The organism is Terriglobus sp. ADX1, from assembly GCF_036877645.1.
Lineage (GTDB): Bacteria > Acidobacteriota > Terriglobia > Terriglobales > Acidobacteriaceae > Terriglobus.
Map to the genome: position 1 here is coordinate 17,547 of NZ_JAEDXV010000033.1, position 26,925 is coordinate 44,471.

Below are 26,925 nucleotides of genomic sequence, written 5' to 3' on the forward strand. Positions count from 1 at the left end.
ATTGTTCTTTGTGTGTTGCCGTGACGGCGGAGTGGATGTGGTTCTGTCGTTACACTGTAGCTCTCCTGAATCGGCATACGGACAGCGACTGGCCCCGATGGTACATGGCCTTTGCGTCCTGTGTTGTGAGTTGACGATTACGCCGCATGCAATTGTGTTTGACTTCGTTGCGGACTGTGCGAAGGCAGTCCGTTCCCGCTGCGCTGGCATTTGCAGGCCTGTTGCTGTTGCCGGGGTGTGTCCACGGGCAGACGGCGACGTTGGTCGCGGATACGGCCGTGGATACGGGGCGTGCGTCCGTCAACTTTGGTTCGTTGAGCAATCTGTACATCAACAGCACCAGCACGGCTCTCCTGCGGTTTGACCTGGGCACGCTGCCGCCGGGTACGACAGGGTCGCAGATCAGCCGGGCCACGTTGCGGTTGTATGTGAACCGTGTGAATACGCCGGGTGTGGTGGGTGTTGCGCCCGTCTCAGGAGCATGGGCGGAAGGCGCGGTGACGGCGCAGACGCTGCCTGCTACGGGCACGGTGGCGCAGGTATTTGCCGTAACCGATGAAGCGCAGTTTGTGACGGTGGACGTCACGGCGATGGTGCAGGCATGGGTGAACGCTTCAACAACGAATTTTGGTTTGGTGTTGACGGCGACTACGGCGGATGTGGCGCTGGATAGCAAGGAAAGCGATACGACGGCTCATCCTGCGGAGTTGGAGATTGCGTTGACCAGCGGTGTGGTGGGGCCGGTGGGACCGCAGGGACCGAAGGGCGATAAAGGCGACACCGGAGCCACGGGCGCGCAGGGACCGGCAGGTCCTGCGGGTGGTCCTGCTGGACCGCAGGGGCCTGTGGGGCCGCAAGGGCCGAAGGGGGACAAGGGCGATCCGGGGACGAACGCACCGGGCATGACATACAGGGGCGCGTGGAGCCAGACGACGCTGTATGCGACGGGCGATGTGGTCACGTCAGCGAATGCCGCGTGGGTGTCACTGGTGGATGCGAATACCGGGAATACGCCGAGTACGTCGACAGCATCATGGGGATTGCTGGTTCCTGCGAGCGGTGGCGGGTCATCTACGGGGAATGGGCTGCAGTATGCCGGGGCGTATGTGTCCACGACGAACTACAGCACGAACCAGGTGGTCACCTGGCAGAGTGGGGCATGGGTTTCACTGCATGATGTGAATCACGGCAATACGCCGGATACATCGTCGGGTGATTGGGCTGTGCTGGTGCCGGCTTCGACGAATCCAGCGACGATCACGACCATCATCAACGGGCTTTTATTTGATGGCGCATATGTCTCGACGACGAGCTACCCGACGAACCATGTGGTGACGTGGCAGAACACGGCCTGGGTTTCGCTGCATGATGCGAATCACGGCAATGCGCCGGATGTGTCGATGAATGACTGGGCTGTGCTGGTGCCGGCGGCCATTGGGGTTCAGGGGCCGCAGGGTGTTGCGGGAGCCACTGGCCCGCAGGGGCCACAGGGGGAGCGCGGCTATACCGGCGATACTGGTCCACAAGGTCCAATGGGTGCGACGGGGGCTACGGGGCGTCCCGGGTTCGTGTACCAGGGGGCATATGCTTCTGCCACGAACTATGCTGTGGGCGATGTGGTGGTGTGGCAGGGCGGCTCGTGGGCTTCGCTGGTGGATGCGAATCTTGGTAATACCCCGGACAGTTCGCCCACCTACTGGGGAGCATTGACCTCCCAGGGGCCTCAGGGTGTGAAGGGCGATAAAGGCGACACCGGCGAGGTGGGGCCGCAGGGGCCAGCGGGAATGGTGGGCGCGGCTGGTCCCCAGGGGCCTACCGGGCCTGCGGGTTCCACGGGGCCGCAGGGCGTAGCCGGTCGCGATGGCGCGCAGGGGCCTCAGGGCGCGACGGGGCCAGTGGGGCCACAGGGTAGTCCGGGGCCAGCTGGGCTGACATGGCAAGGGACATACGTGTCCACCACGAATTACGCCGCGAATGATGCCGTGGCATGGCAGGGGCAGAGCTGGTTATCTCTCCACGGAACGAATCATGGGAACGAGCCGGAGAGTTCGCCTCGGACTGGACACTGCTTGCTGCAATGGGTGCGACCGGTCCTCAGGGTGTGCAAGGAGTTCAAGGACTTCAGGGAGTTCAAGGACCACCGGGGCCGCAGGGAGTGAAGGGCGATACCGGCGACACAGGCGCGCAAGGGCCACAGGGCATTGCCGGGATGCAGTACGTGGGTGCTTACAACAGCAGCACCAGTTATGCGTTGCATGATGCGGTGACCTATGCGGGTGGCACGTGGCTTTCGTTGCAGGCGACGAACCATGGCAATCCGCCGGATTCGTCGTCGCTGTGGTGGCAGCAGATTGCAGCTCCGGGCGCGCAGGGGCCAGTGGGTCCGCAGGGCGTTGCAGGTCCACAGGGAGTCGCAGGTTCGCAGGGGGTACAGGGGCCGGTGGGGCCTGCCGGAGCGCAGGGACAGCCGGTGCGGTTTCTGGGGTCTTGGTCGGCGACGACGGCGTATGTGACGGGTGATGCGGTTTCTTACAACGGGTCGTCGTACATCGCTTATGAGGCGGTGACGGGGAATGCTCCGGGTGTCAGTCCGTCGTGGCAGTTGCTGGCGCAGAAGGGTGATACGGGCGCGACGGGTTTGCAGGGCGTGCAGGGAACTCAGGGGCCGCAGGGCAATCCGGGAGCTACGGGCGCGACCGGGCCGCAGGGTGTTCCGGGATTGCAGTGGAAGGGCGCTTGGAACGGAGCCACCGGGTATGTGACGGGTGATGCGGTTGCGTATGGCGGATCGGCGTACGTGTCCACGTCAGATGTGAATGTGGCGGTGACACCCGGATCGTCAGGATTGTGGTCTCTGCTGGCGGCTGCGGGCGCGACCGGGCAGCAGGGCGCGAACGGCACCAATGGAACGAACGGTGCCGCTGGTGCAGCGGCAACGATTCTGGTAGGGAGCGTTACGACAGGAGCCGCCGGGAGCAGTGTGGTGGTGCAGAATGCGGGCACCAGCAGTGCAGCGGTCTTAAATTTCACCATTCCACAGGGCGCGACCGGGGCTACCGGGTCGCCGGGGCTCACGTACAAGGGGACGTGGCTGACCGGCATTGGATACAGCACGGGTGACGTAGTGTATGAAGCTGGTTCTTCGTATGTGTCCAAGCGGAGCACGAATACCGCTGATCCGGCGACGTCTGTGGCGAACAACACGGGTGATTGGGAGTTGCTGGCTTCGCAGGGAAGTCCGGGGCCTGCAACGGTTTCGATTGGTACCGTGACCAGCGGTGCAGCGGCCGTTGTTACGAACACAGGAACTTCGAATGCGGCGGTTCTGAATTTCACGTTGCCGAAGGGAGATACAGGTGCGACCGGCGCGGTGGGGCTGACGTTCCTGGGAGCGTGGGATACTTCCGTTTCTTATGCACCCACGAGCGTGGTTACCTACAACGGTTCGGCGTACTTTGCGCGCGCGGCCAGTAGCAGCGTTCATCCGGTGGGCGATGCAAACAGCGCGTCGGCATGGGCTTTGTTGGCGGCTGCGGGTGCAACAGGAGCGGCGGGAACGGCACCTTCGATCAGTGTGTATGCCACGCATACCGGCGATGCTGGGACGGCTGCCGTTGTGAAGAATGTGAGCACAGACTCGTCGAACATCCTGCTGGACTTCACCATCCCCAAGGGCGACACAGGTGCGACCGGCCCCTCGGGGCCAACCGGTCCTGCAGGATCTTCCAGTAGTGGTGGGGGTTCGTTTTTCACGACGGTGCACACGGTGCCGAATGGTGCGGCGCAGTATCACAACGCCGTTGCCGACGCGCACGCCACCACGGAGACCGGAGCTGTGTTGGGATGGCTTCCCTCCACGTGCAATCTGGCCAGTATTCAGGCGTATTACTATGCCGCTGCCACGACGGGTGGGCAGACGACGAATGCACAAGTCACCATTCGGACGGGAACGCCAGGAAACATGAGCGCGAATCCGTCCACGGCCTGCACTGTGGCGCCAAACACCACGACAACATGCGCAGGGCCGGGAACACTGGGTTCCGGTGCCTTTGTATCGCTTTACATCTCAACCATTGCTACGGCGACGTCGTACCTGTACACGCAGTTCACGTGTAACTAGAAGCCGTAAGTCTGGGTATGCGTGAGAGGGCAGTCTCCGTTGGGAAGACTGCCCTCTGAATCTGCCGTGGGTTATTGCAGATGGCTTACAGCGGCGTGACGTCCGACGCCTGCCAGCCCTTGGGTCCCTTCACCACGTTAAACTGCACTGCCTGGCCTTCCTGCAGGCTCTTAAAGCCGTTGGACTGGATTGCCGAGTAGTGCACGAACACGTCCTCGCCATTCTCGCGGCTGACGAACCCGAATCCCTTTGCGTCGTTGAACCACTTCACTGTGCCCTGTTCCATAAAGCCCGGTCCCTCTTCTTCTTTGTTCGAGTCTGCCGTTGAATACAAGGGGTCAACCGCTTTTGGCGGGGGAATGACCACTTTGTCTCTAACGATTGCGCCTAGACTAGCATGAAACAGAAAATTTACTCAGAAAAAACAGGGTATTCGACAATTTCGTAGAAACACGGAAGTCTGGCGACCCTATTTGTAGTGTGGCTAATGACGAGCGACGTTTGCCACGATTACGGCGGCGCGTTCCAGAACCTGATCCAGCGTCATGCCGGTGGTATCGATCAGAACGGCATCTTCTGCGGGGCGTAGAGGGCTCTCTGTGCGCTCGCGATCACGCTTGTCACGTTCGCGCATGTCGCGGAGAAGATCTTCCTTGGATTCGGTAGCTGGCTGCTGCGCAAAGCGGCGATCACCACGCGCTTCCACGCTGGCATCGAGGAAGATTTTCACATCGGCATCGGGGAAAACTACGGTGCCGATATCACGGCCTTCCATAACAACGCCTGAAGCTGCTGCGAGCCCAAGGGCGCGTTGCGCGTTGACCATCCACACACGTACCGGGCCGTGGATGGAGACCTGCGAGGCGGCCTGCGTGACGTCAGGGTTGCGCAGGGCAGCGGTGACGTCTTCGCCGTCGAGAAGAACACGGTTGCCGCTGGCGCCGGGTTCCAGCGTGATGGCGGTGTTGTGGGTGAGTGCGATGACGGCTGCGCCGTCGGTCACAACAACGTTGTTGCGGAGGGCCTTGAGAGCCAGGGCGCGATACATGGCGCCGGTTTCCAGATTGAGCAGGCCAAAGGTGCGCGCCAGATGCGCAGCGACGGTACTCTTGCCCGCGCCTGCGGGACCGTCAATCGCCACAATCAGACCGTGGCGCGTTTCGTTCGGAGAAGCAGAAGTCATTCTTTCTATTGTGCCGGATGAGTGGGGCCTGCGTGCCACGTCTTAGCGGTCGGTGTTTTTCCGATGGGGGTTACGAAGCAGAAGGGTAAATGCGAATCCTACCGTGTCTTCATGCAGGCGCAGGCCGCGGCTGTAGAAGGCTGACCATGTGAGATGTGGTACCAGCGGGACGTCAACGGAGAGATTGATGCCGTTGTCTTCGGCCAGGCCGTTGGAGTTCTGTGTGGCGTCCGGGCGGCCGGAGCGTGGGTCCACCTGGTAAACGGTTTGCGTGCCCAGCGGGAGCTGCTCGTAGCCCTCCAGGTAAAGCGTGGAAGCGCGGGGTAGTGCCAGGCTGACGCCTACGCCGAAGTTTGCGAGTTCGCCACGCGATGTCTGCGAACGCTGCACGCGGCGGTTCTGCAGGCGGCTGGTGGAACCGATGCCGAGGTCAACATACGGTGCCAGGAAGCTGGCGGATTGCAGATGGTTGGTGACGTTGTAGGTCACCTTGCCTGCGCCGATGCCGTCCTGTACGGAGCCGGTTGGAGCGGAGAGAGAGCCGGTGAGCACGTCGTTGAAGTCACCCAGCTTGCCCGTGGTGAAGCCCTTCGAACTGAGATGAAGCGCCATGGTTGTGTCGCCGGGGAGGCCGTGGCGGATCGTGGTGTCTGTGTAAGGCGGCCCGGTAGGAGGCTGCACCATGCGTTGCGAACGCATGTACAGAAAGAGCGGCGTAGCGACATCGGCGCTGACATAGCGATTGAATCGCCACGCGAGGCTTGGGGTCAGAATGTTGGCCCAGCCGGTGATGGAATCGTATTGCGAACTGGAGATCACACTGGCGTTGAAGCCGGTGGTGCGAGGCACAATGCCCGCTGGGCCAAGGCTGTTGGCGACGGCCAATGCCAACTCCTGGTCAGACATGGTCTTTGTGTTCTGAACTGTTGCGGTGGCTTGCGGCGTTGCGGTCTGCGCAGCGGATACTCCCGTGGCCACCATGACCCCAAGACCCAATCGCAAAAAGAAACGCCCTGCCCGCATAAGCATAAAGCCTAGCCGGGCAGGGCGCTTCGTGGCAATCGAGCCGGTAATTACGAACGCTGCGTGAGCGGAACGTAAGGCGCGGGATAAGCCGGGCCGGTGTACTCCGCACGCGGACGGATCAGGCGATTATTGTCGTGCTGCTCGATGACGTGAGCCGCCCAGCCGGAGATACGGCTTACTGCGAAGATGGGCGTGAACAGATCCATGTCGATGCCGAGCGTGGTGTACGTGGAGGCAGAGTAGAAGTCGACGTTCGCGTTGAGCTTCTTTTCGCCGCGCACGTAGCCTTCAATCTTCTCGCTCATCTCGTACCACTTGGCATTGCCTGCAGCGGTGCCAAGATCCTTGGACATGCGACGCAGGTGGGTGGCGCGCGGGTCTTCCGTCTTGTACACGCGGTGACCGAAGCCGGAGACCTTCACCTTGTTGTTCAGCAGATTCTTCACATACTCCACGGGGTCCGCGCCTGCGGCGTCGATCTCGTAGAGCAGCTTCATGACGGCTTCGTTCGCGCCGCCGTGCAGCGGTCCCTTCAGCGCGCCGATGGCGCCGGTGATGGCGGAGTGCACATCGCTCAGGGTGGCGGCGATAACGCGCGCGGCGAAGGTGGATGCGTTCAGTTCGTGGTCAGCGTGCAGGATCAGCGCAACGTCGAATGCCTTCTCCGCTTCCGTGATGGGCTTTTCGCCCGTCAGCATGTAGAGGAAGTTGCCGGCGTGGCTGAGCTTGGTGTCGGGCTCCACGATGGCCTTGCCCTTGCGGATGCGATCGAAGTACGCCACGATCATGGCGATCTGCGAGGTGAGGCGGAAGCTCTTGCGAACGTTGGCTTCATGGCTGGAGTCAGTGTCGTCCGGGTCGCCGATGCTGAGCAGGCTGACGGTGGTGCGCAGCACTTCCATCACGCTGGCTTCTTTGGGCAGCGTCTTCAGGAAGGTGACGACGCTGGCAGGAAGTGTGCGCGTGGCCGCCAGCTTCTGCTTGAAGTCTTCCAGTTCCGCGGCGGTGGGCAGTGTGCCAAACCAAAGCAGGTACGTGGTTTCTTCGAAAGTGGATTTGGCGGCGAGCTCGTGAATATCGATGCCGCGATAGGAAAGGACGCCCGCCTCACCATCAATCCAGCAGATGCCGGAGGTCGTAGCAACAATCCCTTCAAGCCCGCGTGGGGCAACTGCCTGCGACATGGATGAGGACTCCTGAGTAGGTGGACAAAACAGCCTTATAAACCGCCGTTATATCGAAAGGTCTGTGCGGTTGTCATCACGTCTGCGCGAATATCGCGCTACTCGGTCCAGGGGAATCCTGACTTCAGGCGGCGTACTCCGAGAATCGCTGCGGGCGGAAGGCCTGCAGGTCAAGTACGGGAGGTTCGTTGAGGATGAGTTCCGCCATGGCCTGCGCGGTTGCGGGAGCCAGCAGAATGCCGTTGCGGAAGTGTCCTGCGGCGACGAAGGAGTGGTCGCCCGTGCGCCCCATCAGGGGCAGATGGTCAGGGGTGTCAGGCCGCAGACCGGCCCAGCGCTCCACCTCTGGCGCGTCACCAAGAGCAGGCAGTAGAGCAGCGGCTTCGGCGCGTAAATGCTGGATATCCGTGTCGTGTACGGTGCGGTCGAAGCCTGCGTCTTCAATCGTGGAACCGATCACAATCGTGCCATTCAGGCGCGGAATCAGGTAGATGTCCGGCGTGCGCACGACGATGTTGCCCAGGCCGCGCGCGGACATGGCGCCCGGAGCATTCAGGCGCAGCATCTGTCCCTTGGCGGGATGCACGGGCGGCGGACTCCACGCGCCGGTGCAGTCGAGAAAGGTGCCACAGGAGACGACGCTGTCCTTCACGCGGACGTCGATACCGCCTTCGCGCTGAAATGCGCCGCGAACCGGTGCGTCTTCCTGGATGGTGATGTCAGACTTTGTCACGGCGTCGCGCAGCGCGGCAAAAAGCTTGCGCGGATCAAGGCTGGGTTCTGCGTGTCGACGATAACCCGGTCCAGCGAGTGCGGAAAGCGTGGTGCGGTGGTGACGCCATCCTTCGGCCTGTTCCAACACCCATTCCGTTTCGTACGGGACGCGGGTGCCTCCGCGTTCGGCGATGATCTCCAGATAGTCGCGATAGAGGTTGCCACTGTGTTCAGCCATGGCCATCAGTTCCGGCGGATGCGGGTGGGTGGAATCGTTGACCCCGATCATGCCGCCTGCGGCCCAGGAAGCCTGCTGTCCGGCGCGCCCACGCTCCACCACGGTGACGGCCACGCCTGCGGCTCGCAGCTCCAGGGCGCATGAGAGGCCAATCAGTCCGGCACCAGCAATGACAACATCGGGGGATCGCATGCGTCTATTCTAAGTTCGCACCATGCGTGATTCGAAATCAGCGGCATCAGATAACGAGCCGCAGAGTATCCGTGGAGGAACCGTGGACGATCAGATTTCCCATACCGACGCACAGCGCTCTTATGCCGGGCTGCTTCCCGCTGCTGTTGCATTTTCCATTCTTTTGGCCATCGGCGCGCTGATATGGTCCTTCATGCTGCAGAACCGCCTGCAGAAGACCGAAGAAAAACTGGCCATGGCGGACGAACGCGCCAGCACGCTGCAACAACGCATGTACGCGTCTGATGCGCGGTCGCGTGCAGCTTCAGAGACGTTTGCGCAGAGGCTGGGCACCACGCAGGCGCAGCTTGATGCCAAGGCTGCGGCCATCATGAAGCAGCAGAACATTGACAATGCCAAGCGTGAAGAAGCGGAAGCAAAGTTGAACGAGAACGTCACTTCTGTGAAGACTGATGTGGGTTCTGTGAAGACCGACCTCGGTTCCACGAAGACAGATGTCGCTGCCACTAAGGCCGATCTGGCGGATACGAAGTCACAGTTGCAGCGCACCATGGGCGATGCGGGCGTGATGAGCGGCCTGATTGCGAAGAACCACGATGAGCTGGAAGAACTGAAGCACAAGGGCGACCGCACCTACTACGAGTTCACGCTGCAGAAGGGCGCGCAGCCCACGCTGTTGTCGTCTGTGAAGCTGCAGTTGAAGAAGGTCGACCAGAAGAAGGGCAAGTTCACACTCAACGTAAGCTCGGACGATCGCAACATTGAGAAGAAGGACAAGACCTTGTACGAGCCCATTCAGTTCTACAGCGGCAAGAACCCGGCGCTGTTTGAGATTGTGGTGAACAACGTGGCAAAGAACCAGGTGACGGGATATTTATCTGTCCCGAAGGGGCAATAGCTGTAACAAAACGATTGGCGGCGGTGTCTACAGTCCCAGCACTCTCTCTCGCAGATGGGACTGCTTATGTTCGAGATGTCGATCGTTGAATCATCGGGCGCGCTGAAGTCAAACTCCAGTCGCTTTGTGTGGGTCACGGCCACGTTCAACGCAATGGTTGTCGGTGCGATGATCCTGGTTCCACTGCTGTATCCGGAGGCGTTGCCACGGACATCGTTGATGTCCACGGTGACAGCGCCTCCGCCTCCTCCACGCGCTGCACCTGTTCAGCAAGCCACGCAACAACGCGCTATAAAGCCAGTGGCTGTGATGAATGTATTCACGGCTCCAACGAGTATTCCGCACACGGTGGATCGTGGTCATGATGATCCTCCTCCGGTCGTGGGCAGCAACATCGGAATGCCCATTGTTGGAGCGATGGATAGCGGCAATGGTATTGCCGCTGCCCTTGGTACTGGCGCACCACCGCCAGTTGTAACTGTCACAAAACCGAAGGTGACTGCTCCAGTGCTCATCTCCAGTGGAGTGATTGCAGGCAACAGGCTTTCTGGAAATGAACCTGTGTATCCCGCAATTGCAAAGGCCGCGCGCGTGTCAGGAGCGGTGGTGTTGCGTGCCATCATCTCGAAGACTGGAGAGATGCAGCGGCTCACTGTCATCTCAGGGCCGGAGATGCTTCGCAGCAGTGCGGTGGCTGCGGTACAGACGTGGCGGTATCGGCCTTACCTGTTGAATGGCGAGCCAACCGATGTGGAGACAACCATCACAGTAAACTTCTCGCTCGGCGGATGAGCCCTGAAGGTCCTTGCTCTCGCGTGTGGGAACGGGGCTGCTCCCTGTTCCCACACAACTCTTACGAAGCCAATCGTTTTGGCCAGATCCAGGCATACCAAACAATCGCGACGGTGAGAGCAATCTCTATCAAGCCGAAAAGCACATAAAAGTGCCAGCTTCCCTGAATCGCCAGAAGCATGATTACTGAATACAGGACTCCGAGAACAATATTCAGCCAACGATTTGCTGTCGCGGGCAACAGGAGCGACAAGGCAATCATGAGACTTGGGATCGCCATGAGTGTCGACATACCCAGCAGCGTTGCCTGGGTTGCCGGACCTAGTGCAGTTCTGCCGGCAAGCATTTGCTGCAATTTTCCAGACTGATACAGCTCGAAGTAGTCACCGTAGATGTAGCAAAACATAACGGAGCACCACAGTGCCGAGAGCTTGAACTTAGTGTGTACTTTGATGTCGTCCAGCAAGAGTTCGTCCTTACGTAAGGCATATGGCTGTCGCCACTCTTTCGTGCGTGTCTGCCTTTGAGAACTTATACGCTCGGTGCAAGCCGGATGTTCCTTTATTCAGCTAATTCTGCAAGCTGCTCCGCAGCAGAACCGGCGCTACTTCGGCAGTTTCACCTTTACTGTTTCCTGGTGATAGAAGCTGATGCTTACATCGGAAGCCTTGCGCTTGTCCCATACGGCTTGCGGCACGTTGTACGCGAAGATGACGTAGCCGTGGCCGGTGGCTCCGGGAGCGATGGTGCTTTCACGCAGTAATGGTGCGGGTGCAACGGCATCCAGCTTCGGCTGCATGTCCGGGAACATGGCGGCGAGACGCGGCAGGTCTGTCTTCTCCAGCGCGCTTGCAGTCATGATCGTGCCGTCTTCCATGGTGAGTGTGCCGTCAATGCCCTTCAGGAAGAGCGGGACTTCGGTGTTGTCCTTCAATGCGATGTCGGCGATGACATACGTGACAACGTCTGTCTGATCTTCACCAACGAGCATGCCGCCGCCGCGTGCATACTTCGCCGTGTATTCAAAGGTCTGCAACGGACCTGCGGTGGCTGTGACCTCAGGGTGCAGATACACCTTTGCAAACCATGCGCCTGCTGCTGCAAGGATTGCCAGCGCAATCAGAATGGGCACCAGCATGCCGCGTTGCTGCTTATCGCCACCGTCCAGCTTCATCTCTGCCATGTGTTCTATGCTCTCACCTGCGTTGGACGGGGACGAAGCGCATTGAGAAACGCCTCAACCTCGAGTGTGTTGAAAACGTCGTCTTTGGTAAGCCATGCACGACGAAGTTGTGTGATGCCGAAGCGCATCTTGTCCATGTCTTCGAGCGAATGCGCATCCGTATTCACGCTGATTTTGCAGCCCAGCGATTTCGCTTTGCGCAGATTCAAATCGCTAAGATCGGCGCGTGCAGGGGCGGCGTTGTGTTCTACGGCAACGCCAAGCTCTGCGCATCGGCGGAGCACCATATCCATGTCGAACTGGTAAGGATCGCGCTTGAGCACCTTGCGGCCTGTGGGATGGCCCAGGATATGCAGGTATGGATTTTCAACGGCGCGCAGCAGGCGTTCCGTTTGTTCGTCTGCGGGAAGGTTGAAGGCAGAGTGGATGCTGCCAATCACCACGTCCATCTGCGCGAGTGTTTCGTCTTCCAGATCCAGCGAGCCGTCCTGCAGAATGTCTACCTCAATGCCTGCGAAGACCCGGATGCGGCCTTCCATCTCTGCATCCACTGCATGAATGGCGCGGATATGGTCGAGTGCGCGTGCATCGTCCAGGCCGTTGGTCATGGCCAGGTTCTTTGAGTGATCGGTGATGGCAATGTACTTCAAGCCACGCAGCAATGCGCCTTCCGCCATCTCGCGGATGGTGTAGCTGCCGTCTGTGGCAACTGTGTGCATATGGACGTCGCCACGAATGTCATCGAGCGTGATCAGTTGCGGCAGCGTATTGGCCTCTGCCATTTCCAGTTCGCCGCAGTTTTCGCGCAGCTCCGGCGGAATCCATTGCATGCCTAACGCGGCGTAGATTTCTTCCTCAGTGGCTGCAGCGACGATGGCGCTTTCGCCTTCCTGCGGATTCATGCGTGCCAGCGCGTATTCGCTGAGTGTGTAGCCGCGCTTCAATGCCTTCTGCCGAAGCAGCACGTTGTGCATCTTGGAGCCGGTGAAGTATTGCAGCGCCGCGCCGTAGCTGGCGCGTGGCAGCAGGCGCACGTCCACCTGTAGTTGATTGCGTAGCGTAAAGCTCACTTTGTTCTGGCCGCGAGCGATCAGCGTGTCGATCAGCGGAAGTGATGCCACATGTTCTACCGCCGCGCTGACCACATCCGGTTCACATGCAGGTCCGGTGACCAAAAGATCAAGATCACCAACCGACTCCTTACCGCGTCGTAGCGAGCCTGCGGGTGTGATGGTTTCAATGCCAGGAAATTCACGGATGAGTTTGCTGATGGTTTCGGCGATCTCCGTCGCGTTATCAATGCGGAAGCGACCGCTATGCTTCTTCGCGTCCTCAATGCCTTTCAGCAGCTTGTCGACCTGCTTCTGCCCGAAGCGGGGCAGCTTGGCCAGATGGCCAGCCTTGGCGGCGGTTTCCAGCTCGTCGATGTTGGAGATTTCGAGCGCGCTCCACATGAGTGCAACCGTCTTTGGCCCCATGCCGGGTAGGCGAAGCAGCTCCAGCATGGAAGGCTTGTACTTCTTCAGTAGCTCATCGCGCAACGGTATGGAGCCAGTGCGAACCATGTCCACAATGTTCGCGGCCATGCCTTTGCCAATACCGCCAATGGTGAGCAATTGTTTGGGATCGTCAATGAGGGTGACGAGAGGTGTGGTCTGCTGTTCGACAGCTTCTGCTGCGCGCCGATAGCTGCGCACGCGAAAAGGGTCGGCTGCGTCAATCTCCAGCAGCGCCGCGGTTTCTTCCAGCAGGCGCGCCATGGTGATGTTGTCCATACGGACATGAGACTACATTGGCGCAGGCTTAGTTGTGAGTCTTCGTTGCGCGGAGAGGAGTTGGGGCGGGTTGGAAGCCCGCCCGTTTCGAACCGCCGTGAACGAAGTGTTTAGGCTGCCGTCAGAATAACTGCGTCGGCCTGCGGTCCTTTGGAGCCCTGAATCACGTCGAACTCCACCGGGTCGCCTTCCTTCAGGCTCTTATAGCCATCCAACTGGATCGCGCTGTAGTGCACGAAAACATCCGCGCCGCCGTCATCGCGTCCCAGAAAGCCATAGCCCTTTGCATTGTTGAACCACTTCACTGTGCCCTTGTACTGTGCCACTCGTGCTCACCACTTGCGCAACCATCACGGCCTTCGTGCTCGCTGGATTATCCGTCGCGAGGATGGTGCTTGATAGACGCGCAAAATCCAATTTGGGCGCAAGGTGAGGTAATTTTTTCAAGAAATTGGTAGCGCAGCCTCCCATGCCATTTCATGACATGGAAGACCAGTACTACTTCCCTGAAAGAGCGCGCAGACGCTGGGCGTAGCTGAGGGCACCAATGATGGTTTTACCGTCGTGAATCTCACCTGCGGCGCACATGCGCACCAGTTCCGATAGAGGTAGAAGGCGAACCTCAATCTTTTCATCGTCCTCTGGCTGCGCTGTGCCTGCGGTAATGCCGGTTGCCAGGTAAATTTCCATCCACTCTGCCACGAAGCCGGGGCTTGCGTAGTAGCGGACAAGCTTTGTCCACTTTTTGGCACGGTAGCCGGTCTCTTCAATCAGTTCGCGCTTGGCCGCGGCCAGGGTCTTCTCGCCGGGTTCGACGCGTCCCGCAGGAAGCTCCAGCAGGTACTGGTCAGCGGCATGGCGGAACTGGCGCTCAATGACGACGAGGGGATCGGCGGGGTTGGTGCTTTCATCTACGGCTAACACAACGACCGAGCCGGAGTGTCGAACGACATCGCGGATGGCTTCCACGCCGTTGGGTTCGCGTACTTTTTCCGTAAATACGCTGAAGACCTTGCCCTTGTACGTCTGTTTCGAGGACAGGATCTGCGCTTTGCCCTTCGGCAGTCGGGGAGCCTTTACGGCGGGGACGGACTTCTTTGCAGGAGACTCTGTGAATTTCTTGTTCGTCTTCTTTACGGGCTGGGTGGTTGCGATACGCTTGGCCATAGCAATCAACGTATCAAAACCTGCATCCAACACGTGGGACGTGCCATCCTATAGCGGACCCCGTTCAAAAGCGGAAGCAGTGACCTGTTTATGAGTCTTGAGTGTTATCCGATCACCGTTCTTCCGCATTTGTCGCGGCTCTTCGTGGACTACACGGAGCTGCGCACGGCTGCGCCGGATGCCCCGGTGCGCCGTTTTTATGCGGCTAGCCCGTTTGACGACCGCTGGATGCAGGGGCGGTCGGTACGTCTGCAGCCGGAGCGCAATGTTCTGGTGGATGCGCTGACGGAACAGGCCACGGTATTTGGTTGTAGTGACACAACGTTTGCAAATCTGGAAAAACTTCGTAATGGCGCAAAGGCGGTGGTCACAGGCCAGCAGGTAGGCCTGCTTGGCGGGCCGCTGCTAACGCTGATGAAGGCTGCCACGGCGGTTCGCAAGGCGCAGGTGGCCAGCGAACGCGGTGTGCCGCATGTGCCCATTTTCTGGATGGCGACCGAAGACCATGATCTGGATGAAGTGAATCAGGTTTCGTTGCTGGCGAAGCATGGAGTGGAGACGTTGCACTCCACCTTCCCGCAACATCGCCAGCAGCCGGTGGGGAACCTGGTGCTGGGCCCGCAGATTGAAGCCGTGCTGGAGAAAGCAGAAGAGTTGCTGGCCTACGCGCCCATTACGGAGCTTTTGCGCAGCAGCTATACGCCGCAGGACACGCTGGCTACCGCGTTCGGCAAATTCATCGCCGGTGTCTTCGCAGAGTTTGGGCTGATTGTGATTGATGCCAGCACGCGTGCGTTCCACCAAATGGGTGCGCCGGTGATGCGTGCGGCAATTGAAGATGCCGATGCTCTTCATGCTTCTGTTGTGAAGCGCAATCATGATCTGGCAGCTGCGGGCTATGGCGCGCAGGTGCTGGTGCATGACGACAGCACGCTGCTGTTCATCGTTGGCGAAGACGGCAACCGCGTTGCGCTGAAGCATGTTGCAGGAAGCAGCGAATGGAAGGCCGGTTCGCGGGTGTATACCGCAGACGAACTGCTGGCTATTCTGGATGCGGAGCCCGAACGCATCAGCCCGAATGCATTGTTGAGGCCGGTGTTTCAGGATGCGATTCTGCCCACGTCGGCTTATGTCGGTGGCCCCGCTGAAATTGCATATTTTGCGCAGTTGCAGCCGCTCTACGAAGCGATTCTGGGAGCGCCAACGCCGATTCTGCCACGTCTTTCCGGAACGGTCGTGCCGGATGCCATTCGGAAGGTGATGGATCAGCATGAGGTGAGCTTCCGCGATGCGTTGACCACGGCTGATGCCCTTTCGCAGCGGTTGGCTGCGCGCGCTATGCCCATTGAAGGCAAGCGCAAGATTGCCGGTGCGGGAAATGCACTGGATGCGGAGTTGAAGGAAGTGGAGCAGTGGATGGGGGCGATGGACAGCAATCTGGGCCACAGCGCTTCCATTGCCGCGAACAAGATGCGTTACCAGATGAACCGCCTGCGGCGACTGGCTGCGAACTGGCAACTGGAGCGCGAAACCTTCCTGCGTAAACATGCTGAGGCGATGACGCTGAACCTGTTTCCGAATGGCCACGTGCAGGAACGTCTGCTGGCGGGCGCGCAGTTCCTTGCTGTGAGCACGGTAGATCTGCCGAGGATGCTGGTGGAGAACGCGGAGCAGGAGTGTCCGGGCCATCGCGTCTTCGACATCTAAACCATAGTGCGCGTAGAGGGCGTAAAATCCTCTGCGTATGGCGAAGAAGCAGACGAAGGAAATCGGATTTGAAGTGCTGTGTCCGGATTGTGGCGCGATGCTGCGCATCGATCCCGTGACGCAGACCATCATTGCTCACACACCCGCTCCGCGAAAGCGCACGTTTGAAGATTTGGGCTCGGCTGCGAAGGCGGCGCGCGAGAACGATGCGCGCCGCGACAACATCTTTGCGCAGTCGGTCGAAGCGCAGAAGAATCGCGACAGCATCCTGAATGCAAAGTTTGAAGAGGCTTTCCGTAAGGCGAAGGAATCGCCCGATACGGGCAAGCCCTTCCGTGAGTTTGACCTGGATTAGTTCTTCAAGAATAGGAAACGGGTTGCGATGGTTAGGAAAGTAAACTTCTTGCTTCGTGGCCTGTTGCCGCTGGTATTGTTGGCATCTGCTTCGCTGCATGCGGCTACGTTGCGTGTGAATGATTTTGGCGCGAAGGGCGATGGTGCCGCGGATGATACAAAGGCCATTCAGCGCGCGCTGGATAAGGCCGCACGACATAACGATACCGTGACGTTTGCTCCGGGCACGTATCGTATCGGTTCTATCTTTGTGAAGAGCAACACGCACCTTGAGATCGCCAAAGGTGTTACGTTAATCGGCATTCAATCGCTGAGTGCATATCCACAGATGCCCACGCGCGTTGCGGGGATTGAGATGACGTGGCCCGCGGCGCTGGTGAATGTCTACAAGCAACAGCATGTGCAGATTACCGGCGAAGGAACCATCGATGGCGATGGCAGTTATTGGTGGAAGAGCTACTGGGATCTGCGCGCGACGTATGAACCCAAGGGGTTACGCTGGGCCAGCGATTACGACGCGAAACGGCCTCGGCTGATCCAGGTATTTGATTCGTCGGACGTGAAGCTTGGTGGTGGATTGCAGTTACATCGCTCCGGCTTCTGGACGGTACACATTTGCTACTCGCACGATGTAATGGTGGATGGTGTAACCATCCGCAACAACATCGGTGGCAAGGGGCCTTCGACGGATGGCATTGATATCGATAGCTCGCACGATATCCAGGTACAGCACGCAGACATTGATGTGAATGACGACGCGCTGTGTCTGAAGGCGGGACGAGACAGCGATGGTCTGCGAGTGAATCGGCCCACGTATAACGTGGTGATTCATGATTCGGTGATTCGCTCTGGTGCCGCTGCAGTGACGTTTGGCAGCGAGACGTCAGGAGGATTCCGCAACGTGGAAGCGTACAACCTGACCGCTGAGAAGAACGTAAGCAACGGCGTGTTGATTAAGAGTGCTCGTGTGCGCGGTGGCTTTGGTGAGAACCTGCGTGTGCATGATCTACATCTCGACGGTGTGAAGACGCCGATCAAGGTGACGCTGAACTGGAACCCGTCGTACAGCTATGCCACGTTGCCGAAAGATGCTGACCCGAAGACGGTGCCGCCGTACTGGATTCCACTAACAACGCCTGTTCCACCGGAGAAAGGGCTGCCGCACTTTCACGATATTCACATCTGGAACATCGACGCGAAGAATGCGACAACTGCGATCGATATGTCGGCGTATCCGAATGCGACGCTGGATAACTTCGTGATCGATCATGTGACGATTGCAGCGAAGTCTGCGGGAAGCATTGCAAACACACGAAATCTGAAACTGAGTGATATCCAGCTGCAGATTGAGGATGGCAGTGTGCTGAAGTTTACGGACAACGCAGAGCTTCAGGGGCAATCGCAGGTGAAGTATGGGGCCGCGTTGAAACCGTAGCTGCCTGCCGGTTGCGTTGTAGTGGCGGAGAAGAAAGCAGGTCCTTCGGCTTCGCTCAGAATGACGCGCTTTGCTTAGAGCGTGATGTTGATGAGGCCTTGCTTTGCAGGGCGATCAAGACCCAGTTGCTGGCGTGCCGCAGCCGTCATGCGGTCAGCAGTCCATGCGGGTTCCCATACAACCTCGACGGTGGCGCGACTCACTTCACGCATACCTGCAAGGCGGTTTTGCACCTGTCCAATGAGCAGAGCTTCACGCTCGTCGTTTGGCGCACGCATCGTCAGTGCAATGTGGACAAGGTAGCGGGGCTCGAAGCCCGGAGCTTCTTCGTCGCGTGTGATCGTGATGCCGTAAACAAGGCCGAGATCGACGATGTTCACCTGTAGTTCCGGGTCAAAACAGACACGGAGCGCATCGCGAACATCGTCTTCGGTAAGCATCGGGATTAGTGTGTGCGCTCAACCAGAGCGCGGGCCACGGCCTTCAGGCGGTCAGCGTTTGTGCCAAAGCGATCAAGTTCCGCAAGAGCATCGCGCAGCAGTTCAGCGGCGGTTGCGCGGCTGCTTTCGATGCCAAAGACAGCGGGCCATGTGGCTTTGTCCGTAGCTGTGTCCTTGCCAGCGGTCTTGCCCAGTTCTTCGCTACTCTGCGTCATGTCCAGCACGTCATCCACGATCTGGAAGGCGAGTCCGGCCTTCTGTCCAAAGCGGCGAAGACTGGCGACTTCATCCGCGGACGCGCCGCCGATGAGACCACCCGCAACGATGGAGACGGTGATGAGCGCGCCGGTCTTGGAGCGGTGAATCGCTTCCACACGTTCAGCGGTGGGCTTGGTGCCTTCGCCTTCAATGTCCCACACCTGGCCGCCGATCATGCCGGGAGCCAGACCGTCGTAGCCCACGCCGGTGCCTGTGGCAATGGCGATTTCCTTAACGATTTCAATCTTTGCAAGCGCATCGCCGGGCAGCTTGGCGAGGGTTTCATAAGCCAGCGTTTGCAGCGCGTCGCCTGCGAGGATGGCCATGGCTTCGCCGTAGACCACGTGGCAGGTGGGCTTGCCGCGGCGCAGGTCATCATTGTCCAGCGCGGGCAGATCATCATGGATCAGCGAGTAGGTGTGCAGCATTTCAACAGCTGCGCCTACGTCGGCCGCGCCATCGGGCAACGTGCCGTTGATCATGCGAGCGGATTCCAGCACCAGCAGCGGGCGCAAGCGTTTGCCACCCGCGAAGACGCTGTGGCGCATGGCGCGATGGATGTTGTGCGGCTGCGCATCCGGGCCGGGCAGCAGGCGTTCCAACGCTGCGTCGGTCTGGGCTACGCCTTCCTGAACGAGTTGCGAAAAATCTACAGACATGTGTGGGTGAGTGATCTCTTTGATTCTACCGGAGAAGGCCGCTGTGCGAGGATTCTTCGCGCTTTGCCGCAATGATAAGGATGCCTAACCCCAGCAGAGACAATGCTCCGCCTGCCCACTGATCCCATGGCTTGCGATATCGCGCTTCCACGCGATGTGGTCCAACACTACGCAAAGGCACAGCCAGAAGCCCATCCGGTCGCTGAGGCAGAGTGTTTTGTTCCACGCCGTCCAGCAGCACATGCCAGCCGTGGAAGGAACGCAAACGGACAATCAACACATCGTTGGCGTGAGTCGCGTTGGGCGTGAAGATAAGGTCGTCAGAATGCGGGATCTGCTCCGCAGGCAGCGGCGTTCCTTTCGGAAAGGAACCGTTGCCACTGGCAGGTTGATTGCGCGCATTTTGTGCGACCCATGCTGCGGGAAGTTTGATCTTCAGTACGTCGTTGTCGTCGCGGATCGGAGTGTATTCGTCCGTCTGTTCAAAGCCGTCGCCACGTTGAAAAAACATCCACTGTGGCGCCAGGCCTTCTTCGTCATCGCAACCCTGCCGGAAGATTGGATTGGCAAGACCGTAGCCTGCCGCGAGCGCCAACAGTAATCCGGCCAGCATCCATGCGGCATTGGCTCTCTGTGTGACGGCGCGGGATGCGGTGATGCGTTTCAACATCAGCATCACCACCGTTACAGAAACCGCGCCCTGCATGGCAAGAAAGCGCCACGGAAATTGCAGGAAATTCAGTTGCGGTGCGTAATGCCACACCGCTCCGGACAGAGGCGTTTGCAGTAGAAGAACAATAACGCTGTAGATCATCAACACAGGCACGGCGATGTGCCCTGCGTTATTTCGCTGCAAGGATGCGTCGCGATCGTGCATGCCAGCAAAGGCGCGCACTTGTTTGCGTTGCAGCAGAAGGATCACACTGCCGCAAACCAAAGCTGCTGCAATCAACGAGACAGCAATGGTGGAGGAGTGGAGCAGAACGCCGTTGTGGAACTCATCCTTCGTGTATTGGAAAAGGTAGTTCGCCTCGGGACTGGCGGCGGGTGTTAACGCTGCGTTGAGTGTGATGAACTTGCGTTCGATAGCGAAGGGAAAAAGGTAAAACGCATCCAGCAGTATCCCGAGTAAAAATCCTGCTGCGACACGGCCGAAGTAGGGCCATGCTCTTTCCCGGTCTTTGCGCAGGAGATACAGCCAGCGCATGCCTCCTATGAGCAACATGGAATAACAACCCACGACTCCAGCAGGCGCGTTCGTGATCCATAGCAGCGCGATGGCGATGGCGATGCGCCATGCTGTTACGCGGTCGCGCAGAAGGCCGATCAGTAGCAGGGGCATCCACGCAGCGGCCATCAGTTCTGCATAAGCTGTGCGCTCATAGGCGCAGAACAGCATGTAAGGATTTACCAGATAAAGGCAGCCGCCGAAGATCGCTATGCCCGGTGAAACCCATCGCCGCAACAGGCGATGCATCGTGACGCCACTCAGGAACAGCACCAGCGCGGTGAAGCTGAAGGCGATACTGCTCCACGGAAGAATCAGTGTGAGCAAGGCGCCCGTCATCCATGAAAGTGGCGGATAGAACAGCAGGCGCGGTTCGCCTGCGTCCCATGCGGCGTGGAACGCCCATACGGGCTTAATGATGCCGCTCTTCCATTGCGCGCTGGCTTCCATCCAACTGCGCAGGTGGAAGTCGAAATCATGGCCACAGGAGTAGCCGCGCGTCAGCAGAGGAAGAGCAGCGAATACTGCTGCAACGGCCAGGATGACCCACGCAAGCACATCGGCTCGTGTGACAAAGCGCGCGTGGCCTCCTGTCTCTGCTTTTGCTCTATCCAACATCTTGATTCTTACGAGTCTAGCTTTGTGGAAAGAGTTTGTTCTCGTCCAAATCGGGATTTTCGTGGGACAACCAGATGTCCGTGTCCCTACATTCCACGAGTCGCGTCCCGGATGGCACACTAGAGAGGTGAACCTTCATGTGCTGCAATCCCTGCTTCTGGGGCTGCTGATTGCGATTGCGCTCATCGCAGGAGTGGCGCGGCGGCTGTCTGTCTCGTATCCCATCGTCCTGGTGTTGGCGGGATTGTTCGCCTCGTTTTTGCCGGTGGTGCCGGATATTCCACTGCCGCCGAACCTGGTGTTCCTTGTGTTCCTGCCGCCGCTGCTGTTTGCCGCCGCGTGGCAAACGTCGTGGACTGACTTCAAATACAACATTGTCACCATCAGTTCATTGGCAGTGGGACTGGTCTTCTTCACGGCTATCGGCGTGGCTGTGGCAGCGCATTATTTTCTGCCAGAGTTTGACTGGCGGATCGGGTTCCTGCTGGGCGCCGTCGTGTCGCCAACGGATGCCGTGGCGGCGACCTCGATTGCACGCAAGATCGGCATGCCGAAACGCATCGTGGACATTCTGGAGGGCGAGAGCCTGCTGAACGACGCCACGGGCCTGCTGGCGCTGGAGTTTGGCGTGGACATGCTGCTGCGTGGTTCAGCGCCTACGCTCACAGAAGGCCTGCTTCGACTGCTGTGGCTGTTCGCCGGTGGTGTGGGCGCGGGCTTGCTCTGTGGCAAGTTGGCAGTTTGGTTTGAAGGCTACATTGACGACGGGCCGGTAGAGATTGCCGTGTCCTTCATCGTGGCCTATGGCTCCTATCTGACGGCGGAGTCCGTGCATGCATCCGGTGTGATTGCCGTGGTGGTGTGTGGCCTGTTCATGAGCCGTAAGAGCGCAACATTCTTTTCGCCCGGCGTGCGCCTGCAGATCACAGCCGTGTGGGATGCGGCGGAGTTTCTCCTGAACGGCCTGGTTTTCCTTCTGCTGGGCATGCAGATACAGCCCGTGCTGAACGGCATTCGAGGCTTCACTCACACGCAGGCCGTTCTTTACGGTCTGAGCTTTGCAGCGGTGCTGATCGCGTTGCGTTTGCTGTGGTGCTTCCCCATGGCACACATCACGCATCGTTTCCGCAGCCGTTTCCAGCATCAACAGGAGCAGACGCCTTCGGCAAGAAGCATCTTTGTAATGGGATGGACCGGCATGCGCGGCGTTGTGGCGCTGGCCGCAGCCAACTCGCTGCCGTACCAGCTTTCGAACGGCCAGCCATTTCACCAGCGCAACATGATCATCTTCCTCACGTTCTGCGTCATCCTGGTGACGCTGGTGCTGCAGGGGCTTTCGTTGCCGGCATTGCTGCGCGTGTTGCGGCTAAAGAATCTTCCCACCAGCGAGTGCGATGAAGGAGAGGCACGACGCATCCTGATCCGCAGCGCGATGGGCTATCTTTCATCAGCCCGTGAAGGTGATGATCCCTCGCTGCAGCATGCGTACGAAGACCTGCTGCACCAGTACGAACACCGGTTGGAGTTCATTCAGGATTGTGGGCCGGGTGTTCCTGCACAGGATCGTCACGAACGTTCCATGCAGACGATTCTTGCGGAGACGTATCGCGCAGAGCGTCAACAACTGATCGCCCTGCGTGATGAAGGGCGTGTAGATGAGAGCGTCTATCGCACGCTGGAACGTGAACTGGATCTGGATGAGAGCCGCTTGCAGAGTTCCACGTAGAACTCTGCGTTAGTCCGTAGGCAGAATGTTGCGCTGATCCAGCGCCTTCAATTCTGCTGTGACTTCCGCTGCAATGCGGCGTGCTTCATCCACGCGATCCACTGGCACACTGATGGCGCCAACGCGAGGATGCCCTCCTCCGCCGTAGCGTTCGCAGATAGCTGCGATGTTCGCAAGCTTATCTGTGGACACGGTCGTCCACGGGTTGGTGCCGACTGAAATCTTGGTGCGGAAGCTGGACTTCGACAAACCCACCACGTATACACCCTGCGGCAGCAGATAGTACGGGATGAATTTGTTGTAGCCCTCGGTGGGCTGGTCGGTGATGTCGAAGGTGATCACGCCATGATCGCTGGCTGCACGCGAACGCAACAGTGTGATGTCGCGATGATGCTTCTCCAGCCGTGGCTGCACTTCTGCCTGCACAAAGTTTTCCTGCAAAGTGTCCACCAGCGACTGTGACGTGAGCAGCGGAATCAGTTGCGGAATAAAGGTAGGGTCACTGGTGCCTTCAATCGCCATCATCAACTTCATGGCTGGTGCAGCAAGGCCAACGGCGGCGTCCGCCGATTCAAACTTTGCGCCGTCGATGATGTCTGCCCATAGCAGCAGATCCTCCAGGCCCTTGGTGCTGAAACCAAACTTCTCACGCGCGATGTCCGCAATGAAGCCAGTGCAGGAGATGCGTGTGGGGTCGAAGAACTTCTTGCCAGACTTGTCGCGAAGAAAATCTTCGTGATCGGCTTCCGTCAGAAACGCGCTCTGGTGATGATCGAACCACCATGTGAGCTTCGGCGAATCGTAATACTTAAAGTCGACGATGGCGTTTTCATTACCGCTGAAGTCGGCAGGATCAAACTGCGCTCCGGCTTTGTGGGCCAGACCTTTGTAGCTGTATTCCGTGGCGGTGCCAATGCATTCGCGATGGAACTTCGTAAAGAGCGATGCGGAGCATGCGCCATCGAAACAGTTGTTGTGATACAGCACACGCAGATTCATCCACGCCTTCCTTCGTACACCTTCAGGTGCGTGTAAGCCGCGCCCAGCAGCGGTGCTTTTACGCCGTTGGCGCGGGCCAGCAGATCGCCGAGGATGTGATCGGCTTCCACAGGCAATCCCTTGGTCATGTCGCGATACATGGACGACGTCAGCGACGAACCCGCCTCAGTCATGCGTTGTGCGTGGCCTTTGGCAAACTCTGCATCAGCGGGATGGTCATTCGCCGTTGCAATGGCAATGGCTTCGTCCTGCACCGCAAGCGCCATCGCAACACCTTGTGCGCCCGTGGATACGATCTCGCCCACATTGCCGCCGCCAAGTACGCAGACTGCGCCCATCGTCGAAAGAATCCACCACTTCTGCCACATGGTGTCGATAACGTCGTTCGACAGCGCGAGTGTTATGCCGGGAACATCAAAGGTATCGCGCAACGCCTGCGCGCGCGAGGTCACGTCGCCGCTGGTCTCGCCAAAGTTCATGTGGTCCAGCTTCGTCATCTGACGGATAAGTCCGTCAGGTTCCACGTCGCAGACGATACGCACGGAACCGCCCATGACCTTCTCTTTGCCAAAGCGATGCGCAAGCGTGTCAAGGTGCCGCATGCCATTCAGGATGGGCACAATGACCGTGTTGTCGCCAACCGCAGGAGCGAAGTCGTTCATTGCGCTATCCAGCGAATACGCCTTCACGCTGATGATGACGACATCGAATGCACCTGCGGTCTTCAGTTCATCTGCGGTGATAAGCTTTGGTGCTGTGAGCACTGCGTCGCCCGATGGCCCGGCGATGCGAATGCCATCACGCTGCAATTGTTCCTTGCGCTGACCACGGACCAGGAACGTGACGTCGCGGCCTGCGAGCGCCATGCGTCCACCAAAGTATCCGCCGGTGGCGCCGGCGCCCACCATCAGAATGCGCATTGCCTTATCCCTTGTGGCTGAAGATCGACAGCTTGGTGATGTCGTTAAAGATAACGAACATCGCGAACAGGATAATGCAGACAAATGCCGCCTGGTAGATACGCTCCTTCAACTGCGCATTCACATCACGCGGATGATGCTTTCAATAATGAGGAAAAGGATCATGCCGCCGTCGAGAATCGGCATGGGCAGCAGATTGAAGATGCCCAGGTTCAGGCTGATGGCGGCAGCAAGGCTCATCACTGTCCATGTGCCCATTTCGCGTGCCATGCCCACCTGCTGCGCAATGCCAACAGGACCGCTCAGATTACGCACGGAGACCTGACGCTTGAACATGCCGCCGAGTACGTCAAACACCAGCGTGGAGTTCTTGGTGAAATCCTTCCAGCCGGTCTTCATTGCCACGTTCAACGGCTGCTTCGTCGTTACAACAGGCGGCGGTATCACGGCAAAGCCAAGTTTGTAAGCCTGCGCTCCGTTGGTTCCGGGTGTAAGTCGTGGCGTGATGGGAACCTGCAGCGTTTCGCCATTGCGGTCGATGGTGAGTGTGACAGGGCGCCCACCCACATCGCTCAGATACGCACTGGTGGCCTCTGTACCGTGGAACTTATGACCATCAATGGCAACAATTTTGTCGCCCTTCTGCAGACCCGCACGCGCTGCAGGCGTGGTGCTGTCCGGCAGATCGTTGATCACCACCGGGCCTTCCTGCGGACGCGGCACAAGACCCAGCACGGTGGACACATCTTCCGGGCCAAAGTCTTCCGGCTTGCCGGTGTAGTTGATGGGCAGTTCGGCGTTTACGCGGTTGCCGTTATGGATATACGAGAAGGGAAGCGTCTGGCCTGCCTTCAAACCGCTGAACATCATCACGTCCTGCCATGTGGGGTTCGTGATGCCGTCAAAGCGGACAATCTGATCGCCCACCTGGATGCCGGTTTTTGCCGCCGGTGAGTCGGCTACGACGTAATCCAGTTCGCCGCGATCCTGCAGATATTCAATGGTCTCGTGGTGATAATGCGCAACGAGCGTGAAGACAAAGATCGCCAGGACGAAATTGGCAATAGGGCCTGCAAGCGCGATCACCATGCGTTGCCAACGAGGCTTCGCGTTAAAGTTGCCAGTGTCTTCGCCGGGACGCGCGGAGTGCAACGCGCCGTCAGGAGAGTTGGGATCCAGGCTTTCGCTGGGCGAGGTCTGGATCATCTCCATCTCGGTTTCGCCCGTCATCTTCACGTAGCCGCCAATGGGCAGCGCGCACACCTTGTAGTCGGTGCCGTTATGCACATAGCCAAACAGCCGCTTGCCCATGCCGATGGAGAACGCCTCCACGCGAACGCCAAAAAGCTTCGCCGCAGCAAAATGACCGAACTCGTGTACCAGGACCATGACGCCCAGGATGACGAGGAAATAAATAATGGTGATGAGCATTTCGCCGATGTGCAAACAGACCCTCTCGTACTACGCGATCAGCGCGTGGCCAATCAAATACAACCTGAAGTTTAGACGTTTTGTACCGGACCCAGGGTCAGGCGCGAGCCAGCGTTTCCGATGCCACTTGGCGAGCGGTTTCGCGGGCGGTTGCGTCCGCTTCCAGAACTTCGGCAATCGTTGCCGGATTAGCCGCTGGCGTCCGTTCCAGTACACGTTCTATGGTGCGTGGGATGCCAAGAAAGGGTAGATCACCCTTTAGGAATGCCGCAACAGCAATTTCGTCTGCGGCATTCAGTGCAATGCAGTGCGACGGCCCAGCCTCTGCCGCTTCGTATGCCAACCGCAGGCAGGGAAAGCGTTCAAAATCAGGCTGCTGGAAATCCAACTGAGCCAGCGCGGCCATATCAAAGGTCAATTCGCTGGGCACGCGTTCGGGGTACGCCATCGCGTAAAGAATCGGTAGGCGCATGTCCGTAACCGAAAGCTGTGCCAGGATGCTGCCGTCCACGTATTCCACCAGCGAGTGGATGGTGGACTGCGGATGGATCGTGACCTTCACCTTGCTCGGCGGCAGATCAAACAGGCGGCATGCTTCGATGATTTCAAGTCCCTTGTTGAGCATGGTGGCGCTATCAATGGTGATGCGCTGTCCCATAACCCACGTGGGATGCTTCA

General features: G+C 58.9%; 24 protein-coding genes and 1 pseudogene. 8 read left to right on the top strand and 17 right to left on the bottom strand.

Translation table 11 applies throughout. The features are described 5' to 3' along the window. Positions 1-146: 146 nt before the first annotated feature. Together JAO32_RS17250 and JAO32_RS17255 are read left to right on the top strand one after the other, a co-directional pair. Complete coding sequence (locus tag JAO32_RS17250) at positions 147-2,159, top strand: DNRLRE domain-containing protein (RefSeq protein WP_334242688.1); 2,013 nt, start codon at positions 147-149, stop codon at positions 2,157-2,159. Beyond that, positions 2,078-4,120 (top strand): hypothetical protein, encoded by a 2,043-nt coding sequence (locus JAO32_RS17255; protein WP_334242690.1) that lies wholly within the window; start codon positions 2,078-2,080, stop codon positions 4,118-4,120. The genes JAO32_RS17250 and JAO32_RS17255 overlap by 82 nt, the downstream gene beginning before the upstream one ends. Before the next feature lie 85 nt (positions 4,121-4,205). Here the strand turns inward: JAO32_RS17255 and JAO32_RS17260 are convergent, their stop codons facing one another. The 5 genes from JAO32_RS17260 to JAO32_RS17280 form a co-directional block, all read right to left on the bottom strand. Continuing rightward, complete coding sequence (locus JAO32_RS17260) at positions 4,206-4,406, bottom strand: cold-shock protein (protein ID WP_047497671.1); 201 nt, start codon at positions 4,404-4,406, stop codon at positions 4,206-4,208. A gap of 198 nt (positions 4,407-4,604) precedes the next feature. After that, entirely contained in the window at positions 4,605-5,303 is a 699-nt protein-coding gene (cmk, locus tag JAO32_RS17265; protein WP_334242694.1) for a (d)CMP kinase, read from the bottom strand. A gap of 42 nt (positions 5,304-5,345) precedes the next feature. Continuing rightward, entirely contained in the window at positions 5,346-6,305 is a 960-nt protein-coding gene (locus JAO32_RS17270) for a hypothetical protein (protein ID WP_334242696.1), read from the bottom strand. A gap of 71 nt (positions 6,306-6,376) precedes the next feature. After that, positions 6,377-7,513: a citrate synthase gene (locus JAO32_RS17275; RefSeq protein WP_334242697.1), complete on the bottom strand. Its 1,137-nt coding sequence runs from the start codon at positions 7,511-7,513 to the stop codon at positions 6,377-6,379. Positions 7,514-7,637: 124 nt separating this feature from the next. Beyond that, positions 7,638-8,657 (bottom strand): NAD(P)/FAD-dependent oxidoreductase, encoded by a 1,020-nt coding sequence (locus JAO32_RS17280; protein WP_334242699.1) that lies wholly within the window; start codon positions 8,655-8,657, stop codon positions 7,638-7,640. Positions 8,658-8,739: 82 nt separating this feature from the next. Here JAO32_RS17280 and JAO32_RS17285 point away from each other — a divergent pair, with 82 nt between their 5' ends. Further along, entirely contained in the window at positions 8,740-9,555 is an 816-nt protein-coding gene (locus tag JAO32_RS17285; RefSeq protein ID WP_334242701.1) for a hypothetical protein, read from the top strand. A gap of 75 nt (positions 9,556-9,630) precedes the next feature. Next, complete coding sequence (locus JAO32_RS17290) at positions 9,631-10,347, top strand: energy transducer TonB (protein WP_334242703.1); 717 nt, start codon at positions 9,631-9,633, stop codon at positions 10,345-10,347. A gap of 61 nt (positions 10,348-10,408) precedes the next feature. On the opposite strand, the gene JAO32_RS17295 is transcribed toward JAO32_RS17290, so the two are convergent. The 5 genes from JAO32_RS17295 to JAO32_RS17315 all read right to left on the bottom strand — a co-directional run bounded on the left by JAO32_RS17295 (position 10,409) and on the right by JAO32_RS17315 (position 14,505). Beyond that, positions 10,409-10,813, bottom strand: coding sequence for a DUF6326 family protein (locus JAO32_RS17295; RefSeq protein WP_334242705.1), 405 nt, complete (start codon positions 10,811-10,813; stop codon positions 10,409-10,411). Positions 10,814-10,951: 138 nt separating this feature from the next. Further along, entirely contained in the window at positions 10,952-11,530 is a 579-nt protein-coding gene (locus tag JAO32_RS17300; RefSeq protein WP_334242707.1) for a hypothetical protein, read from the bottom strand. A 5-nt stretch (positions 11,531-11,535) separates the two neighbouring features. Further along, positions 11,536-13,305, bottom strand: a complete 1,770-nt coding sequence (polX, locus tag JAO32_RS17305) for a DNA polymerase/3'-5' exonuclease PolX (protein WP_334242708.1) — start codon at positions 13,303-13,305, stop codon at positions 11,536-11,538. A gap of 110 nt (positions 13,306-13,415) precedes the next feature. Further along, positions 13,416-13,631, bottom strand: a complete 216-nt coding sequence (locus JAO32_RS17310; protein WP_047497695.1) for a cold shock domain-containing protein — start codon at positions 13,629-13,631, stop codon at positions 13,416-13,418. Positions 13,632-13,803: 172 nt separating this feature from the next. Next, the gene (locus JAO32_RS17315) at positions 13,804-14,505 is read right to left on the bottom strand and encodes an NUDIX hydrolase (RefSeq protein WP_334242711.1); all 702 of its coding nucleotides are present in this window, start codon (positions 14,503-14,505) and stop codon (positions 13,804-13,806) included. A 57-nt stretch (positions 14,506-14,562) separates the two neighbouring features. Here JAO32_RS17315 and bshC point away from each other — a divergent pair, with 57 nt between their 5' ends. From bshC to JAO32_RS17330, 3 genes are read left to right on the top strand one after another with little or no spacing between them, the layout of a single operon-like run. Next, positions 14,563-16,179: a bacillithiol biosynthesis cysteine-adding enzyme BshC gene (bshC, locus tag JAO32_RS17320; RefSeq protein WP_334242713.1), complete on the top strand. Its 1,617-nt coding sequence runs from the start codon at positions 14,563-14,565 to the stop codon at positions 16,177-16,179. A 37-nt stretch (positions 16,180-16,216) separates the two neighbouring features. Next, positions 16,217-16,534, top strand: coding sequence for a hypothetical protein (locus tag JAO32_RS17325; RefSeq protein ID WP_334242715.1), 318 nt, complete (start codon positions 16,217-16,219; stop codon positions 16,532-16,534). 27 nt (positions 16,535-16,561) lie between these two features. After that, a complete protein-coding gene (locus JAO32_RS17330) occupies positions 16,562-17,968 on the top strand; it encodes a glycoside hydrolase family 28 protein (RefSeq protein ID WP_334242717.1) in 1,407 nt (468 codons plus the stop codon). 74 nt (positions 17,969-18,042) lie between these two features. Here JAO32_RS17330 and JAO32_RS17335 read toward each other — a convergent pair whose 3' ends face one another. From JAO32_RS17335 to JAO32_RS17345, 3 genes are read right to left on the bottom strand one after another with little or no spacing between them, the layout of a single operon-like run. Then, the gene (locus JAO32_RS17335; RefSeq protein WP_334242718.1) at positions 18,043-18,408 is read right to left on the bottom strand and encodes a metal-sulfur cluster assembly factor; all 366 of its coding nucleotides are present in this window, start codon (positions 18,406-18,408) and stop codon (positions 18,043-18,045) included. Positions 18,409-18,413: 5 nt separating this feature from the next. Next, entirely contained in the window at positions 18,414-19,325 is a 912-nt protein-coding gene (locus JAO32_RS17340; RefSeq protein ID WP_334242720.1) for a polyprenyl synthetase family protein, read from the bottom strand. Positions 19,326-19,350: 25 nt separating this feature from the next. Continuing rightward, the gene (locus JAO32_RS17345) at positions 19,351-21,171 is read right to left on the bottom strand and encodes a hypothetical protein (protein WP_334242721.1); all 1,821 of its coding nucleotides are present in this window, start codon (positions 21,169-21,171) and stop codon (positions 19,351-19,353) included. 127 nt (positions 21,172-21,298) lie between these two features. Between JAO32_RS17345 and JAO32_RS17350 the strand changes: the two genes are divergently transcribed. Next, entirely contained in the window at positions 21,299-22,897 is a 1,599-nt protein-coding gene (locus JAO32_RS17350; protein WP_334242723.1) for a Na+/H+ antiporter, read from the top strand. A 9-nt stretch (positions 22,898-22,906) separates the two neighbouring features. On the opposite strand, the gene JAO32_RS17355 is transcribed toward JAO32_RS17350, so the two are convergent. The 4 genes and pseudogenes from JAO32_RS17355 to JAO32_RS17370 form a co-directional block, all read right to left on the bottom strand. Continuing rightward, a complete protein-coding gene (locus JAO32_RS17355; protein WP_334242725.1) occupies positions 22,907-23,896 on the bottom strand; it encodes a DHH family phosphoesterase in 990 nt (329 codons plus the stop codon). After that, positions 23,893-24,816: a ketopantoate reductase family protein gene (locus JAO32_RS17360; RefSeq protein ID WP_334242727.1), complete on the bottom strand. Its 924-nt coding sequence runs from the start codon at positions 24,814-24,816 to the stop codon at positions 23,893-23,895. The genes JAO32_RS17355 and JAO32_RS17360 overlap by 4 nt, the downstream gene beginning before the upstream one ends. 120 nt (positions 24,817-24,936) lie before the next feature. Further along, a complete protein-coding gene (gene rseP / locus JAO32_RS17365) occupies positions 24,937-26,262 on the bottom strand; it encodes an RIP metalloprotease RseP (RefSeq protein ID WP_334242729.1) in 1,326 nt (441 codons plus the stop codon). 82 nt (positions 26,263-26,344) lie between these two features. Further along, positions 26,345-26,925 (bottom strand): annotated as a pseudogene (locus tag JAO32_RS17370) (1-deoxy-D-xylulose-5-phosphate reductoisomerase); the annotation flags it as partial.

Bases quoted from the DNA above. Each gene is read 5' to 3' on its own strand.
- JAO32_RS17355 (WP_334242725.1), bottom strand. From the start codon at position 23,896: ATGAATCTGCGTGTGCTGTATCACAACAACTGTTTCGATGGCGCATGC.
- JAO32_RS17335 (WP_334242718.1), bottom strand. From the start codon at position 18,408: ATGCTTACCGAAGACGATGTTCGCGATGCGCTCCGTGTCTGTTTTGAC.
- JAO32_RS17280 (WP_334242699.1), bottom strand. From the start codon at position 8,657: ATGCGATCCCCCGATGTTGTCATTGCTGGTGCCGGACTGATTGGCCTC.
- JAO32_RS17255 (WP_334242690.1), top strand. From the start codon at position 2,078: ATGGGTGCGACCGGTCCTCAGGGTGTGCAAGGAGTTCAAGGACTTCAG.
- JAO32_RS17300 (WP_334242707.1), bottom strand. From the start codon at position 11,530: ATGGCAGAGATGAAGCTGGACGGTGGCGATAAGCAGCAACGCGGCATG.
- JAO32_RS17325 (WP_334242715.1), top strand. From the start codon at position 16,217: ATGGCGAAGAAGCAGACGAAGGAAATCGGATTTGAAGTGCTGTGTCCG.
- JAO32_RS17275 (WP_334242697.1), bottom strand. From the start codon at position 7,513: ATGTCGCAGGCAGTTGCCCCACGCGGGCTTGAAGGGATTGTTGCTACG.
- JAO32_RS17340 (WP_334242720.1), bottom strand. From the start codon at position 19,325: ATGTCTGTAGATTTTTCGCAACTCGTTCAGGAAGGCGTAGCCCAGACC.
- JAO32_RS17250 (WP_334242688.1), top strand. From the start codon at position 147: ATGCAATTGTGTTTGACTTCGTTGCGGACTGTGCGAAGGCAGTCCGTT.
- JAO32_RS17330 (WP_334242717.1), top strand. From the start codon at position 16,562: ATGGTTAGGAAAGTAAACTTCTTGCTTCGTGGCCTGTTGCCGCTGGTA.
- JAO32_RS17290 (WP_334242703.1), top strand. From the start codon at position 9,631: ATGTCGATCGTTGAATCATCGGGCGCGCTGAAGTCAAACTCCAGTCGC.
- bshC (WP_334242713.1), top strand. From the start codon at position 14,563: ATGAGTCTTGAGTGTTATCCGATCACCGTTCTTCCGCATTTGTCGCGG.
- JAO32_RS17260 (WP_047497671.1), bottom strand. From the start codon at position 4,406: ATGGAACAGGGCACAGTGAAGTGGTTCAACGACGCAAAGGGATTCGGG.
- polX (WP_334242708.1), bottom strand. From the start codon at position 13,305: ATGGACAACATCACCATGGCGCGCCTGCTGGAAGAAACCGCGGCGCTG.
- JAO32_RS17360 (WP_334242727.1), bottom strand. From the start codon at position 24,816: ATGCGCATTCTGATGGTGGGCGCCGGCGCCACCGGCGGATACTTTGGT.
- JAO32_RS17345 (WP_334242721.1), bottom strand. From the start codon at position 21,171: ATGTTGGATAGAGCAAAAGCAGAGACAGGAGGCCACGCGCGCTTTGTC.
- cmk (WP_334242694.1), bottom strand. From the start codon at position 5,303: ATGACTTCTGCTTCTCCGAACGAAACGCGCCACGGTCTGATTGTGGCG.